The organism is Vibrio sp. G-C-1, from assembly GCF_021728015.1.
Taxonomy (GTDB): domain Bacteria; phylum Pseudomonadota; class Gammaproteobacteria; order Enterobacterales; family Vibrionaceae; genus Vibrio; species Vibrio splendidus.
In genome coordinates this window covers 1-16,508 of sequence record NZ_JAKKCR010000028.1, presented here as the reverse complement: position 1 = coordinate 16,508, position 16,508 = coordinate 1, and the positions used below count along the sequence as shown (strand labels likewise).

11 protein-coding genes, 1 rRNA gene and 2 pseudogenes are annotated in these 16,508 nt (G+C 42.7%); 3 read left to right on the top strand and 11 right to left on the bottom strand.

The window, feature by feature from the left end:
• The 9 genes from L3V36_RS23585 to L3V36_RS23545 form a co-directional block, all read right to left on the bottom strand.
• Positions 1 to 117 (bottom strand): 16S ribosomal RNA (locus tag L3V36_RS23585); the annotation flags it as partial.
• 676 nt (positions 118 to 793) lie between these two features.
• Positions 794 to 1,570: a phosphoadenylyl-sulfate reductase gene (locus L3V36_RS23580; protein ID WP_017080080.1), complete on the bottom strand. Its 777-nt coding sequence runs from the start codon at positions 1,568 to 1,570 to the stop codon at positions 794 to 796.
• Positions 1,563 to 3,290, bottom strand: coding sequence for an assimilatory sulfite reductase (NADPH) hemoprotein subunit (cysI, locus tag L3V36_RS23575; protein ID WP_208775713.1), 1,728 nt, complete (start codon positions 3,288 to 3,290; stop codon positions 1,563 to 1,565). Before cysI ends, L3V36_RS23580 begins: the two co-directional genes overlap by 8 nt.
• Positions 3,290 to 5,155: an assimilatory sulfite reductase (NADPH) flavoprotein subunit gene (locus tag L3V36_RS23570; RefSeq protein WP_208775714.1), complete on the bottom strand. Its 1,866-nt coding sequence runs from the start codon at positions 5,153 to 5,155 to the stop codon at positions 3,290 to 3,292. Before L3V36_RS23570 ends, cysI begins: the two co-directional genes overlap by 1 nt.
• A 123-nt stretch (positions 5,156 to 5,278) precedes the next feature.
• On the bottom strand, positions 5,279 to 5,509 hold the full coding sequence (locus L3V36_RS23565) for a hypothetical protein (protein WP_004735813.1): 231 nt from the start codon (positions 5,507 to 5,509) through the stop codon (positions 5,279 to 5,281).
• Between the two features lie 192 nt (positions 5,510 to 5,701).
• Positions 5,702 to 6,367 carry a TIGR04219 family outer membrane beta-barrel protein gene (locus tag L3V36_RS23560; protein WP_029222746.1) on the bottom strand — a complete coding sequence of 222 codons (666 nt, stop codon included), beginning with the start codon at positions 6,365 to 6,367 and terminating at the stop codon, positions 5,702 to 5,704.
• A 135-nt stretch (positions 6,368 to 6,502) separates the two neighbouring features.
• A complete protein-coding gene (pspG, locus tag L3V36_RS23555) occupies positions 6,503 to 6,724 on the bottom strand; it encodes an envelope stress response protein PspG (protein WP_010434219.1) in 222 nt (73 codons plus the stop codon).
• A gap of 319 nt (positions 6,725 to 7,043) precedes the next feature.
• Positions 7,044 to 8,024, bottom strand: a complete 981-nt coding sequence (gene dusA, locus L3V36_RS23550; RefSeq protein ID WP_017086598.1) for a tRNA dihydrouridine(20/20a) synthase DusA — start codon at positions 8,022 to 8,024, stop codon at positions 7,044 to 7,046.
• A 309-nt stretch (positions 8,025 to 8,333) separates the two neighbouring features.
• Positions 8,334 to 9,233 carry a LysR family transcriptional regulator gene (locus tag L3V36_RS23545; protein WP_017086599.1) on the bottom strand — a complete coding sequence of 300 codons (900 nt, stop codon included), beginning with the start codon at positions 9,231 to 9,233 and terminating at the stop codon, positions 8,334 to 8,336.
• A 358-nt stretch (positions 9,234 to 9,591) separates the two neighbouring features.
• Between L3V36_RS23545 and L3V36_RS23540 the strand changes: the two genes are divergently transcribed.
• Positions 9,592 to 13,533, top strand: coding sequence for a hypothetical protein (locus L3V36_RS23540; RefSeq protein ID WP_208775715.1), 3,942 nt, complete (start codon positions 9,592 to 9,594; stop codon positions 13,531 to 13,533).
• 162 nt (positions 13,534 to 13,695) lie between these two features.
• Here L3V36_RS23540 and L3V36_RS23535 read toward each other — a convergent pair.
• Positions 13,696 to 14,100, bottom strand: a pseudogene (locus tag L3V36_RS23535) (ISAs1 family transposase); the annotation flags it as partial.
• 163 nt (positions 14,101 to 14,263) lie between these two features.
• Positions 14,264 to 14,713, bottom strand: a pseudogene (locus L3V36_RS23530) (integrase core domain-containing protein); the annotation flags it as partial.
• Between the two features lie 630 nt (positions 14,714 to 15,343).
• Between L3V36_RS23530 and zur the strand changes: the two are divergent.
• Positions 15,344 to 15,802 carry a zinc uptake transcriptional repressor Zur gene (gene zur, locus L3V36_RS23525; RefSeq protein ID WP_004735846.1) on the top strand — a complete coding sequence of 153 codons (459 nt, stop codon included), beginning with the start codon at positions 15,344 to 15,346 and terminating at the stop codon, positions 15,800 to 15,802.
• Positions 15,803 to 15,819: 17 nt separating this feature from the next.
• Positions 15,820 to 16,281 carry a chemotaxis protein CheX gene (locus L3V36_RS23520; RefSeq protein ID WP_004735847.1) on the top strand — a complete coding sequence of 154 codons (462 nt, stop codon included), beginning with the start codon at positions 15,820 to 15,822 and terminating at the stop codon, positions 16,279 to 16,281.
• The last annotated feature ends 227 nt before the right edge of the window (positions 16,282 to 16,508 follow it).

Genomic DNA, 16,508 nt, shown 5'->3' with positions numbered 1-16,508 from the left:
CGCCGCTCGACGCCCATTAACGCACCCGAAGGATTGTTAGTGTCGTTTCCGCTCGACTTGCATGTGTTAGGCCTGCCGCCAGCGTTCAATCTGAGCCATGATCAAACTCTTCAATTTAAGATTTTGTCGGCTCAATGAATACTGACTTCAAAACTACAAAAAGTAATTCTAAAGCTATTATCTTTCCAACAGAAAGATAATGAATTGACTGTGCCAAATACTTTCTTTCTACAAGAGAAAGTAGTTATTCGTATTGGTCACTCAGTTCATTGAAACCAAAGTTGATTCCGAGGAATCTGTTTTACTTCTCTTAATAAAAAGGGAAGATAAAACGTTTTGATATTCATCAACGAGTGCCCACACAGATTGATAGGTTTAAATTGTTAAAGAGCTTCTCTTCGTTGTGACTTACATCACTTCGGAAGAGGCGGCCATTCTAGCGTTTTAATTCTCAGTGTCAAACACTTTTGAAAATTAATTTCCACTTTTAAAAAGTAGAAGCGAATAATCGCTTAAAGCTAGTTGCCTTACTAACATTCTTCGCTGAAGCCTTGTGGCGTCTACCGTGTCAGTGAGGCGGCATTATAGAGATGTTCCTCACATTGGCAAGTGTTTATTAAAGAAAAATGTAAAAATAACGGTTAGATGATGAATAAACACTCAAAGCCTTATTTGTGCAAGTTTAACTACAAAGTACCTACAGAATAACCACAGACTTATCCACAATTGCTCTAATTTTCATCCTAGAAAACAAAAAAACTGCCTTATGGCAGCTTTTTAAATGGCAATGAGTCTAAATCCCAGAGCCATATTGCTCTCCATCGTCTTCATGGAGACCACATTCTCGTTTTAGACCATTAAAACGGGTTTCTTCTTCAGTCATACCCGGTTCCCATTTCTTAGTAGTATGAGTATCTCCAACAGAAAGGTACCCCTGCTCACGAAGTGGGTGATAACTGAGACCATGCTCTTCTAAGTAATAATGAACATCTTTATTTGTCCAATCAATTACTGGCAAGAACTTAAACACACCATTTTGGATAGATAAGATAGGCAAGTTTGCACGCGATTGAGATTGCTCTCTTCTCAACCCAGAAAACCAAGTGCCAGCCTCTAGTTCATCCAGCGCTCTTCTCATCGGTTCAACTTTATTAAGCTTGTTGTACTTCTCTATCCCTTCTATACCTTGATCCCAAAGTTTGCCATATTGCGCTTCTTGCCAATTAGGGCTCTGCTGAGAACGAAAGACTTGAAGGTTTAGAGTCAACTTCTGACTTAACTCATCGATAAATCGATACGTTTCCGGGAATAGATACCCAGTGTCCGTAAGAATAACCGGAATATCGGGTTTTGCTTGAGTCACTAAGTGCAGCATCAACGCCGCTTGGATTCCGAAACTAGAAGACACAACATGTGTCCCTTCTAAATGTTCGAGTGCCCACTTAACTCTTTCTAATGCGGTTAGCTGCTCTAACTCAGCATTGATTTGTCCAAGACGAAGTATTTGCTCCGTCTTAGTCAATGCGAGTAGCTCTGCTAACTTCAGTTTTGAAGCGACAGAATTATGCATGCAGATCCCTCTTTGAAATGATCACCTCTTCGATGATGCCAGCTCGGATTGTAAAATCACCGAACCCTTCATTGTCGTTACGTTCCGTAGCCCAACGTCCCACCAGCGAATCAATCTCTTCTAAAATCTGAGCTGACGTGATGTTCTCTTTATACATCTTCGGGATACGAGTTCCGGCTTTGTTGCCACCTAAGTGCATGTTGTAACGCCCCGGCGCCTTACCGACTAAACCCAACTCAGCCAACATTGCACGACCACAACCGTTTGGACAACCCGTGATACGAAGGATGATGTTATCTTCTTCTGGTAATCCGTGTTTCTTCAGAATGTCTTCAACATCCGTTACAAACTCAGGAAGAAAACGCTCAGCTTCTGCCATTGCTAAAGGACATGTTGGGAATGCCACACAAGCCATTGAGTTTTTACGCTGCTCGGAAACGGCATCATCCATCAGACCGTATTGACGTGCCAGCTTTTCAATTTTTGCCTTTTGGCTCTCAGGTACACCTGCAACAATGAGGTTTTGGTTCGCTGTCATGCGGAAGTCACCTTTGTGGATCTTCGCTATTTCAGCAACACCTGTTTTCAGCGCTTTCCCTGGGAAATCAAGCAAACGACCATTTTCGATGAATAACGCTAAGTGGTGCTTACCATCAATGCCTTCCGCCCAACCGATACGATCGCCACGGCCAGTAAACTCATAAGGACTGCTTTCAGAAAACTCAACGCCTGCACGTTTTTCTACTTCTGCTTTAAATACATCAATACCAACACGGTCTAGTGTGTATTTGGTTTTTGCGTTCTTACGGTTCGAACGGTTACCCCAATCACGCTGAGTCGTTACCACCGCCGCTGCTACATCTAACGTTTTATCTAATGGCACAAAACCAAAATCGTCAGCTTTACGTGCATAAGTAGAAGTATCGCCGTGCGTCATTGCAAGACCACCGCCCACTAATACGTTAAAGCCCACCAGCTTTCCGTCTTTAGCAATCGCGATGAAGTTAAGATCGTTAGCATGAACATCTACGTCATTTTGCGGAGGAATTACAACCGTCGTCTTGAACTTACGTGGTAAGTAGTTACTACCTAAGATAGGTTCTTCATCCGTTGTTGCTAGCTTTTCACCATCTAACCAGATTTCTGCATAAGCACGAGTCTTAGGTAATAGATGTTCACTGATCTTTTTCGCCCACTCGTAGGCTTCTTGATGGAGCTCAGACTCAACCGGGTTTGTCGTACACAAAACATTTCGGTTTACGTCACCCGCCGTTGCAATGGAATCAATACCAATACTGTTTAGTGTTTGGTGCATTAACTTAATGTTCGGCTTCAACACACCGTGAAACTGGAAAGTTTGACGAGTTGTGAGACGGATAGAACCATAAGAGGTGCTCTCATCTGCGAATTTATCAATCGCGAGCCACTGCTTCGGAGTGATGATCCCGCCAGGCATACGCGCACGCAGCATGACATTATGTAAAGGTTCTAACTTTTGCTTGGTACGTTCGTTACGAATATCACGGTCATCTTGCTGATACATACCGTGAAAGCGGATCAACTGAAAGTTATCAGCAGTAAAGCCACCCGTAATTCTATCTTGGAGATCTTGTTCAATCGTACCGCGAAGATTTTTACTTTCACGCTTCAGACGTTCGTTATCAGCCAAAGGTCCCAGTACTTGACCTAGCACTTCTTGCTCTATTACTTGCTTGCTCATTAGTACACATCCCTTTGGTAACGTTTCGCTTTACGTAAATCATTAATATATTGTTCAGCTTGCTCGCGGCTCTGATTGCCATGTTTTTCCGCAATTGTAACTAACGCTTCATGAACATCTTTCGCCATTCGAGTCGCATCGCCACATACATAGAGGTACGCGCCCTCTTGAAGCCATTGCCAAACCTGAGCAGCTTGTTCGATTAAGCGATCTTGAACATAAACCTTTTCTTTTTGGTCGCGACTAAAGGCAACATCAAGCTTGGTTAGCGCACCAGACTTAAGGTACTTCTGCCATTCAACTTGATATAAGAAATCTTGAGTGAAAGTTCGGTCACCAAAGAACAGCCAGCTTTTGCCTTCAGCATCATTGTTTTCACGCTCTTGAACAAAACTGCGGAACGGTGCGATACCGGTACCCGGGCCAACCATGATGATTGGTGTTTTGTCGTCTTGCGGCAGTTTGAAGTTATTGTTGTTCTCTACAAACACCTTCACTTCACCACCTTCTTCAAGGCGTTGAGCTAAGAAACTTGAAGCGCCACCTAAACGAGACTCTTCGCCTTTTTGGTATTCAACCAAACCAACCGTCAAGTGAACTTCTTCATCTACTTCTGCTTGGCTTGATGCAATAGAATAGAGACGCGGTGTCAGCTTACGTAGTAGACCAATCAATTCATCAGCCGATAGCTTAGTTTTCTTCTCAGCTAAAACATCGACAACTTGAGTATTACCCGCGTATTCACGAAGCTTGTCTTTATCTTCCACCAGCTTGATTAACTTCTTGCTGCCCGATAGCTCAGCAAACTTAGTCACAAGTTGAGGGTTTGAAGATGTAATCTCGAATTTACTGACGAGTGCGCTGTGGATAGATAAGTTGTCACCATCGACATCAACACTTTCGATACCAGACAACCCAACCTTAGAAAGGATCTGATTTGCGAGTTCTGAACTGTTTTCAAACCATACGCCTAGCGCATCACCCGGTTGGTAAGTAATACCCGACTCATCAAGATCAATCTCGATATGACGAACATCTTTGCCCGAATCACGACCGGTGATCTTTTGGCTCGTCAATAATGTCGCGGTATATGGGTTTTGTTTGGTGTATTGCGAATGACCGGTAGCCGCTTGACCGACTGGTAATTGAACCACATCGGCTTCAGTACCTGTCGATAGCGTCTCTTTTACTTGCTCTAATGCTTTAGCGCGCCATTCCGTTGCTGATTCTTCGTAATCAACATCACAATCAAGACGGTCAACAAACGATTTAGCACCAAGCTTAGCGAGGAAGCTATCGAAGTCTTTAGCCGTTTGGCAGAAGAACTCATAGCTTGAGTCACCTAAACCAATCACACCGTATTGTAGGTTTGATAATTTTGGCGCTTTCTTCGATTGTAGGAATTCATGCAACTCAATAGCGTTATCAGGGGCTTCGCCCTCACCATTGGTTGAAGCCACAAAAATGACGTGTGTCTCTTTGGCTAGGTTCTTACCTTTATAATCACTTGCATCGAAAAGCTCGACAGCAATACCCAAGGCTTTGGCTTCTGCCTCAAGCGATTCAGCGACGCCTTTCGCATTACCTGTTTGAGATGCGAAGATAATGCTGAGCTTACCCGCTGGCTTAGCCGCTACTGCAGCAGCCGCTTGAGCGATTGGCGCAGCTGCACCGACAGGCTGAGCTTGGCTCACTCCCCAAAGGTAACCACTGACCCATGCCAGTTGTTGTGAAGATAACTCAGAAACAGTGTGTTGAAGATGACCCAATTGTTGGTCATTAAGTGGTGCTGCTAGCCCAGGTAACTCATTAGCCCCAGACTGTGCATTATTATTTTGTGAAGACTCTTTCTTATTTAAAGACATGGTCACGACATCCCTAATCATTGCGTGACGATAGATTAACCACTCCTTTTAATAACAAGAAAGAATAGAAAAGTATGTTTTATAACTTTTTGGAAGTAAAAACCGATTGAAACGTAAATTGACTTACTGGTTTTCAATACGCACTTGCTGAAAGCCAACCGCCATTGCCGATTTAGATGCTAGGTCTAAATCCGCGTAATGGCACTCTTCACCATGAACATCAGTAAGCAGAACAAAGCCACCTCCCATATGGCGAAACTCCACAACCCAAGACCCTTCTTGAATTGAGGGCTCTATGATCGCTTCAACTAACAGATTTTCTCTATATAAATTTCGTAATTCATTGAGTGTCATATTCCATCCCTTGCTTTGACCTCACAACATAGACCTTATAAGAATAGACGCTAATTAGCTCTCTGTATAAAGGATGGTCGAAAGTGATGAATGTGCTAACTAATTCCAGAAGGATATAACCAATAGATATAAAAAAACGCCACTTAATAAAGTGGCGTTCTTAAAATTCGTTCTAAATTTGCTTTATGTGGCCTAGAAGCGCACTTCAGCGCCAGCAAACCAGCCATCAACCATGACAAACTCTTTGCCAACCTCTGAAGAGAAGAACTCTTCCGAATCAAGGTCGATCACGCGGTAACCACCACGCAGTGCCACCTCAGTTTCTGCTACAGGAATTCGGTACTGAACACCTGCCATCAAATCCGTGCTCTTAATACCACTGCTATCACCGAACTCCATCGTACCAATGATATCGAAATTGGTCTCAGGAACGTTGATCTCTGCGTTACCGTAGAAGCTCCAAGTGAATTCATCAAAGCTTGTTTGAGTGCCATTTTGAGGCTCGATGTAATTCGAGTTTGAATACTGAGTAAACGTCACACCCGCATCGAAGTTCATCAGCTTGTGATCTAACAACGTGTAATAGAAGGTGTAGTCGTACTTATCGAAAGCCAATGAATCTGCATCAACAGAAGTATAACGAAAGCTAGCGTTTGGTAGCATCGGGGCATTATGCTCAAATGCGAAATACAACGAAGGTGAGTTAGAATCATCATCTTGTCTAACTTCGTTTAGCTTTGTACTTCCCCACCACATATCGGCACCGACTTTAGCCGTGTAAGAAAACTCTTCTTCAGCAGACACTGCCGAGCTTAAAGATAGCATTCCCACTAAAGCAATTAATGGCATTTTATTCATTTGAGATAGCTCCAATTCCATATCGTTGTGCTAATTGTATGCACATTCATAGATTATTGGGGAAAATTCTATCACACATCTTTAATTCTCAAACGATAAACCGCTGACGATCAAAGATTTGACGACACTATGACCTTAGTAACGTCTTTGGTTAGAACTGTGTACAAAGTTTTTGAAAAACCAGATACCCAATGCAATCACAATTAACCAAGGCAGCAACTTAAACACAACCCCCATCATACCCAAGACCAACATAACTGCTAACGCGATTCCAGTTGCAGCCAATACCGTCATAAACGTGATGCCAGTGACAAGTAGAGTTGCGACGAAAATAAGAACAAAGATTAATTCAAACATAATGGTCTCCCTAATGAGTTAATGACCTATCTTTCCTACTTTCTAACATTGCAGCTTCCATACCAAGTTAGTGAAACCAATAAAACCCTTACTTATCAATCAAATAAAAAGCCACACATCTAAATGCGTGGCTTTTAAAGAAACGATCAATGGCAAATTTAGCCTCTAGTGGCGAATTTAACCTTAAGTTTTTTAAGCTTAAGTTTTTAAGCTTAAGTTTTTAAGCTTGGGTTTATAAGCTTGGTTTTTAAGCTTAAGTTTTTAACCTTAAGTTTCTAACCTTGGGCTTTTAAGCTCGAACTTTTAACCTCGAGGGAGATTATACGTTTAGCTCTTTAGGGATCTTAGCCAATGCTGTCTGCATCACTTCGATACCTGCACCTTTCTTATGTGCGTTTTCACTGATGTAACGACGCCATTGTCTTGCGCCCGGCATGCTTTGGAACAAACCAAGCATATGACGAGAGATGTGTCCTAAGCTTGCACCATTTGAAAGCTCACGCTCAATGTACGGGTACATTTCTTCAACCACTTGTGAGCGCTTCTTAATTGGCGTGTCTAAACCAAAGATCTGCTGATCAACTTCAGCCAAGATAAACGGGCTATGGTAAGCCTCACGACCGATCATCACACCATCAAGGTGTTGCAAGTGCTCTTTAGTTTGCTCAAGAGTAGTAACGCCACCATTCACGGCAATCACAAGATCAGAGAAATCTTTCTTGATTTGGTATGCACGATCGTAATCTAGCGGTGGAATCTCTCGGTTCTCTTTAGGGCTAAGGCCACTCAACCATGCTTTACGAGCATGAATAGTAAATTGCTCACAGCCGCCTTTTTCAGAAACCGTCGAAACAAACTTAGTTAAGAACTCATAAGAGTCTTGGTCGTCGATACCAATACGCGTTTTCACGGTAATTGGAATATCTGTGACTTCTTTCATCGCCGACACACAATCTGCCACCAGCTCAGGCTCAGCCATTAGGCAAGCACCAAAGCGACCATTCTGAACTCGGTCGGAAGGGCAACCGACATTAAGGTTGATCTCATCATAGCCACGCTCACCAGCAAGCTTGGCACACGCCGCCAAATCAACCGGGTTTGAACCACCGAGTTGAAGTGCAAGAGGATGTTCTTGCTCGTTATATTCTAGAAAATCGCCCTTACCATGTAAGATCGCACCCGTTGTTATCATTTCCGTGTACAGAAGCGTCTGCTGAGAAAGCAAACGGTGAAAGTAACGACAGTGGCGGTCAGTCCAATCGAGCATGGGTGCGACGGATAAGCGGGATGATGGGTGCATATTAGATACCTCTTAGAAATTCAACGATATAGCTCATAGCACACCGCTTTATGTGTTAGCTGTTCTTATACTGAGAGAATGAACGATCACCCTCTGCTCAACATAAGGCGGGGGATTATACAGCCCTACCAGCATTGCTTCAATCATAAGCAGGCTTGGCACATTCCCTTTCATCCCTGGTCTAATTGCCAAATCATGAGTTCCTAAATGGTCTCGATAATTTCTATCTACACTAATGTCACTGGCACAATCGCAGTACCACTAACTAACTAACTAACTAACTAACTAACTAACTAACTAACTAACTAACTAACAAGATAAAGCATTAATAGCGGCAGCTTTAACCTTTTCTCTCAACCAGGCAACTGATGAATCAAGGTTTCTAGCTTTTGACCAATACACACACACCTCAACTTTCTGCTCTAAAAAATTGTTATCTAAAATTTTCAGATTAAATACGTCCAAATTATCAGCTGCCATTTTACGAGTGAAAATAGCTAGGTTATCGCTGTCTTGAACGGAAGATAGTAACCCCCAATAACTCGCAACTTGTCTTTTCACTTTACGTTTTTGCAAAAGTTGGACACTAGAGGGCCGTAAGCTCTCAAAAAAACTGTGATTACCAGAGATACTTGAAAGTGTAACGTGCTGATGTTCTAGAAACTCACTCTCGCTTATTAGGCTTGCAGGAAATACAGGATGATTTTTCCGACAAACAACAACTAACTCATCGTCATAAATCCTGTGAGAATGTATTGATGGTTCAGTTTCGGAAGAGCCTTCTATTGAGAGATCAATCGTGCTTAGTCTTAGCATATCCTTGGTTTCTTTTGTACTGTGGTTATCAACTAAAATCGTAACATTCGGAGCTTCACTTTCAACCACCTTAAAAAGCTCAGGTATTAAAGTGTGCTCAAATAGACTGATGGTTGATATTTTAAATACACGCTTACTCAGACTCGGATCAAATCGGGTCCTCGTCGCTGATAGTGCATCTAACTTTAAAATTGCATCAGCAATATCTGGATAAATTTCCAACGCAAATGCTGTCGGTCTAACGCCTAGCTTCTCCCTAACAAAAAGTGGATCATTATAAATATCTCGCAATTTTGAAATACTTTGACTCACCGATGGCTGAGTTATCCCTAACCGCTTCGCTGCCTTAGTATATTTTCTCTCTTCTACGACCGCAGCAAAAATAGCTAACAAGTAGTACTCATTAAAGTTCATACGTATTACTGATATAAATATTATTATATTTATGGTATCAGTGATTTATCTTTAAAAAGTAGACTTTATACGCCTTTCCCCTACGACACCGCACTGATTTAGTTAAATAATTGATGCTCTGTTTTATTACACCATGCTCTGTGACATCAATATCAAAAGCGACACATCAAAGTTCACAAACTGAAGTTCCACCAACTAGATATAAATTCACTTATATCTGATAGTGCCAATTTTTACCCTAAAAAACGTAGACTTCGCGATCTTATTAAGTGATTACATTTCATTTAAATCTAGCCAAACCAAACACTAAGGCTCACCTACGAAGGACGTAAGAGTAATGAAAAAAATCAGCTTGCTGGCAGCGGCAGTTTCAATGGCGTTAACGGGTTGTGGGAGCGATGACTCATCTAGCCCTTCTTCAGGCACATCACCACAAATGGGGGGGATTGTTATCACCTCTATGGATGGTTACCTTAAAAATGCCTTAGTCTGTTCAGACCAAAACCTAGACGGTGAATGTAACCCAGGGGAAGAGATCACCACTCACGACGGGGCTCTGTTACTCACTAACGAACACGGGCAGCTCAACCTAGAAGGTAAAATCACTCAAGAGCAACAGCGCAACATTGAAAGCTATCCCGTTGTTGTTAAAGTTCTTCAACCTTATGAAGACAATACCCACTTTCATGTTGAGTCAGGTATCTATACCGTAGACATGGATCATCAGTTCCAGCCAATGGATAAAAACATTGTGTTCCGAACACCTGTAGGCCAAACCGTTGCCAACCCATTTACGGATCTTGTTGTTGCTGAAATGAATAAAGGCAAAACACAGCAAGAAGCGGAAGCCGACGTTGCAACGACACTGATTAGCCTAAACGGAAGTACTGAAAGCATTGATCTGTACGCCGATTATGTCGAAATAAAGCAAGACAGTAATGCAACAGCAGAAGAACAGCAGCTTGCAGCCGAAATGCACAAAACGGCCCAAGTACTCACCGAAACGAAAAGCAACGCCGATACAGCAGAGCAGTATGATGACGTCGCACTAGAGATCACCGAGCAAGCCGTTGTAACCGTAAACAATGCCAGTGACAGCGAAATCCAAGATCCTGATTTCAAGCCCACTATTCCTCTGACTGAAAAAGATGGAAAAACGATAGTTGAACCGCCTGTAACCAACTACCAAGCAAAAGTTGATGGTGATACGGCAAACGCACTTAATGACGAACTTTCGGATCTGTCACTGACCACGGTGCGAGCTTTTGAGCATAGCCTTAACACCACAGTCGATACCCTATTTTCCGATAAAGACCAACAAGGTGGCACGCTTAGCGTTGATATTGAAAATGCCAATGCACTTCAAGAGCAAAACATTCTCGTCTCTATTAATAACGGAACGTTAACCTTAAAAAGCGCAAATGATGTTGAAGGCCGATCTAAAGTCACCAACGGCGAGTACATCATTGTGTTAGTCAGTGACGATATCGACTCAAATGGCGAGATTGTAGGCCAAGTGAAAGCAGCGATTTCGTTGACGGTTGAGCCTTTGGATACGCGTCCAGATACCGACCACGCAACAATGCTATATATTCAGAATGAAGTGCTTGATTCTCTATCGCTGACGAAAAGTGTAGAAATGGTCCCTGAAGTGATCGATATTTCAACGTTATTTTATGATGAAGATGGCGATGAACTGGCTATTACCGCTGAAACGACGTTAGCAGGAGTCACAGCAAGTGTAAGCGAAGACTCAACGACCGTGACATTAGCAGGAACGCCCGAAGTCGACGGCGATGGTTTTAAGCTCTACATCACTGTTGTTGATGAAAACAACAACAAGCTTCAAGCTCAGTTCCGACTTCCTGAAGTCCAACAACCTGCTCCACCGGTGAACAATGCGCCTACGGTCGACTACACCCGTCAAGCTCAAGTTCAAACGGAAGTGAATAAACTGCCATTGCAGCAAGCAGAAGTGTCAGATGAACAAATTGACATTCAGAACCTGTTCGTTGATCAAGACAACGATGCGCTAGTTATTACCGCGAATACTGACGTATCGGGTTTAACAGCAAGCATTGAGGGTGACACCGTCCATTTAGTGGGTACTCCGACTCAAGCAGGTACTGGGTTTAAGTTATTTTTAGAAGCCAGTGATGGCGAATCAGACATAACGACTGAGCTCGAACTGCCAGAAATATTACCAATGGCATGGACTCCAATTGAGCCACCAAGTAATACCGCACCGGTAGTGAACACAGAAGAGAAAGCCAAACTGCAGGGTCAAATCAACAATTTATATCTAGAACAAGATATAGCCCTAGATGAGACGGCTATCTTCTCATTAAGTGACCTATTCACAGATGCAGAGCACGATAAACTGACATATCAAGCCACTACTTCGCTGTCTGGTTTAGATGTTAGCGTTCAAGAAGGCGATCTTCTGTTTATTTCTGGTACTCCATCGCAATCGGGTACTGGTTATCAGATAAACATCACTTCAAGTGATGGCTCACTCAGTGGTGATGTCACCATTAACCTGCCTGAAGTAGAAGAAGCTTTTGTTCCAACGCCAGCCAACACCCTTGCATCTCTACTTATGCAAGAGCCTTCTTACCGCTACGAGCAGTACACCGTAAATGGCGTGGCTTCTGTCTATTGCTATGGTTCTCAACTAAAGTCCGACGGCACATTTTACGAAGCGGAATTATTGGGGAATCATTGCCCAAGTTCAGATAACTTTGTAGAAGCGGGAACATGGGAAGCCTCTGATGAAGATGTGCTAATGACGCGCCACGGTATGACCGTACAATTGACTCTTAACCAAGATGAAACACAAAATGTACTTATACCGCGCCTTCATTTATTTGCTAAAGAAGCAACGAGCACAATCGTAAAAGCGAAAAACCAAGAAGGTTACGCATTAACCAATGTTGCGACATCTGAACCTGTTACTTTCTTATACGGTGAAGAAGCCGCGACCGATTACTGGGCGGGCAATTTCACATACGGCTACTCAAATGGCGAATTGACCCACGTAAGTGCAATATCAAAAAGTCATCTAAACTGGAGCCGCGACCCTATTGATTGTACGTCTGGCACGTGTGAAGAAGATGTAGAACCGATGGATCTGGATGTTGTATTTGAACAATCCTGCCAAGACATTGGTTTTGAATGGAGCGTGAGTGCAAAAGCTTATATCGATAAAGATTACAGATACTCTTTTAGCCTAATTCATGACAAGTTTGAATCTGGGAAATATAGATTAGATACGTACAGTGCATACTCTACTTCAGATGGATGCAGTGTTGATTTTGATTTTGGTGAAAACGAATCATTCCCTGAGTTTATTGCCGCAGACAACATTGCGTTTGTTGCACAGTCGACAGACGCTAACTTCGAAGACGTTGTCATCAGCACTTTCGTTGACCGTGAGTTAGCCGTTCAGCCTCAAAACTCTCTTGAACTAACAACACAGCCTATTTACTTTATTAAATTCTATAAAGGCTACATGGATAAAGAAGATATTGAGCAAGATCAAGCGATTGATACAGATCTAAGACTCCATGAGCTCGTCGCTACAGGCAATGAACTAAGTATTGTTAAAAGCGATTATGAAGCGATGGAGCTAGGGCCAAATAAAGGCGACTTTTATTGGCACCCTATCGAGTATCGAGAATTTGGCTATATCTTTCCGTATACCGCACATAACGATAAGCAATTGTATCAAGTTTGGACATACGACACCGACTTCAACCCTCTTGACCCTGCAAACCCGATTAAAGAAGCGGATGATTCATACACCTTATGGTTAGATGCACAAGAGCAGATTTCTACCGTCTATGCAGGTGAAAGTGCCCCAGTAATAAACGCCACAAGCTATCCGGTTTTTGATGACAAACAAACAGCACAACACTATGTAGAAGACTTGTTTGCTCAAGAGATCAGCTTTGTGGGTACCACTTGGATGAGTACCGAAAATGGCGAAGCCGTCACCTACACGTATTCCGAAAATGGTGCACGCGTTGAATACAATGGTGAAGTTGAAGAGTTAACATGGGAAGAGTACCCTGCCGATTTACCCTGTTTAGTTAGCGGCGATCATACTTGTAACTTTGCTGAAATGAATGCTTCCTATGAGTGGGATGACAAGCATAGCAATGGGATAGTGACGAGTCACGTTATAGAGTGGACTTGGAACACAGAAGTAGACACCAATGTTTTCTACCGAATCAAAGATGGCCATTATGAAGAAGCGATGACCCGCGTTATCGACTAACAACAAGGCCACTTAGCCTTGTAGATCACCTCCATTAACGTTGATCATTGCGTTTAATGTCGATCGTATTATTTAATGAGCCTCTGTTACGCAGAGGCTCTTTTTGTCAGTTTGATACGTTAAATAGCAGAGCGACCGCATGAGTGCCTGATTTTTCACCGCCTGAGTAAAACCAGCACTTAATACTGCCTCTAGCATGACTGTATTCATCATGCATCGCTTTTGCTTCCCAACAATGCTTAGCTTAGTTGGTTCCTCTCTGAGCATATTTAAGCTCATATGACGCAGGCAAGATGGATTCTCCGCTCCATGGTCTTTGTATACCTGACACGCATCTTCATTCATACTGACATCAAGTACCCAATGCATTGACTCTATACCCCAATGCTCTCTAACTGCCATCGCAGCTTGCTCTGCACTTAGCATTTTGGATCGGATATAGTAACGATATTCTAGGTCGATTGCTTTTCCTTTCTCAAGACGAAAGTTTTCAACCATTATTGTGCTCTTCAAGTCTTTCCAACGAGAGAAGTTACCTTCCAGTTTTGTACTGTCAAAAACGTAGCAGATCAACTTCACCGTCTTTGTCTTCATCAACATCGTCACTACTAAACCAGCCTCAGGGAAGCTATTTGAAGAGTGCTATACACCTTTCTGCTACATATCGAAGAATAAACTGGGCATCACCCTACCGGCGGTTTCAAGGCAGCTGCCATAAGGTGCTCATTTATTAAGCAGCTTCTCTTTCTGGATTTAGGTGAACGTCACCAACAGGTTGACAGTTTCTGATATCACCAGACCAGCGTTCAGGGTTGAGCTCTTTTGCAGCGAGTAATACCTGCGCTCGGTGATTCAAGATCTCTTTATCTTTTCCATTGTGACGCTCAGAAGGCGTGACGTAATTTAGCTTACGGTGCTTGTGTTCAGTGTTGTACCAGCAGACGAAGGCTTCAACCCAACGTCGACTACCGTCGATAGTTTCAAAACCCTTTACTGGCCAGCTTGGCATGTACTTTACCGTGCGGAACAATGACTCGACACACGGGTTATTATCACTGCCCCTTGGGCGGCTATACGATGAGGTAATACCAAACTCTTCAATTTTTGCTTTGAACGTCAGCGACTTCATTGACGCACCATTATCTGAGTGAAGAACCAGAGCTTGGTTGAAGCATTGCTCTTTGGCACTGCGGAGCCTGAATTTCTGAGTTGCTGCCGCCAATAATACAGGGTCGCAGTGCTAATACCTTCCTCTTCCGACACTTCTTTAACTGACATCGAATATGGGGGCAACAGCTTCTTCAATATAGCTTCTTTTCTTTCTATTGAGATACGAGACACAATTACTCTTTATCGCCCACAAACTGGTTAAATTTTAACAGTGGCAACTATCCTGCCAGAGGGTGGCTGTTTAAAAACCTGATTATAAAGGGATTAATTCTACAATCCTGTTAATCTAGCATTGAAGCGACGGACAACCTACATGAATGTATCATGGCAAAGTACCCTAGTAGCGAGTCAAAAAAATATGCTGAAATACCCAGCAAAAGCAAGGCCGGCCCCTTGTAAATGCTATGCCTTGATTGTGCTATATGAACTTTACCTCACACTTTTTTATAAACATATTCACCAGATCTCTAATTCAGCCTCATTAATCAGTTATGCCTTGAGTCACACTGTCATTTTGAGTTACCTTGTCTTATTCAAAGTCGTGGGTCACAATACGCTCTGTACCTGACTTTAATAGAAATCATTGGCTCCCAAAACGTAGTAACCTAGAAATAGGGTTTGAATAGGGATGTCCGATTGAATGGTGAAAAATTTGGACCACACATTAATAGAGCAAGTTGAAGGGATATGCGCATCTCGAGGCGTTAGATTAACACCTCAGAGAAAGCGAGTGTTTGAGCTCATTTTCTCTAATAAAAAAGCCTCTAGCGCTTATGAATTATTAGAGCAGTTGAAAGTCAGTGAACCACAAGCCAAGCCTCCGACAGTATATCGCGCTTTGGATTTCTTGTTGGAACAAGGTTTCATTCACCGAGTTGAATCAACCAATAGCTTTATATGCTGCTGTTCTTGCAATGCCAATAAACATTTCTCCCAACTACTGATCTGCGATAAATGTGGCACTGTGGTAGAATTACAAGACGATGCGCTTGTCACTCTACTCGCTAGTAACGCTGAGAAGCATGGCTTTAAATTGACTAATCAAGTCATTGAGTCGCATGGCATTTGCCAAACTTGCTCCTCCGATATGAAAGAATAAGATTATAGAAGAACATTATGCGCGCTGAATTTGTAAACCCGTTTTTAGCTTCTTTGATGAACGTATTAAAAACGATGGCTTCTCTAGAATTAAAGCCACAAAAACCAAGAGTTAAGAAAGATGAGATCGCTCGTGGTGATGTATCCGGCCTAATTGGTATGGTTGGCACACAATCTCGTGGCTCAATGTCGATCACTTTTGATGAAGGTCTTGCCCTAGAAATCATGGAAAACATGTTGGGTGAACGACCAAATGGCTTGAACGAAGAAGTGACCGATATGGTGGGTGAAATCACTAATATGGTGACTGGTGGTGCAAAACGTATTCTTGCAGAAAGCGGCTTTGATTTCGACATGGCAACGCCAATCGTCGTTTCAGGTAAAGGCCACACCATTCGTCATAAGTGTGAAGGTGCTATTATCATCATGCCTTTCACATCTCAATGGGGTAACGCCTTCATCGAGATCTGTTTCGAATAGAGACAATCGAGTAAATAAAAAAACGAAAGGCTGACGTACATACGTCAGCCTTTTTTATTGCCGTAAAATCAACGGACATAAAAAACGCCAACCGAAAGGTTTAATGCCGTTCGGATAAGCATTATTGCTTGAACCTGAACGGATATTTGGCTGGGACAAAGAGGACTGAACGTGGAAACGTTCGGTCCTTTCTTTTATCTGGAAGAATGAAGTGACTCAAACTGTCT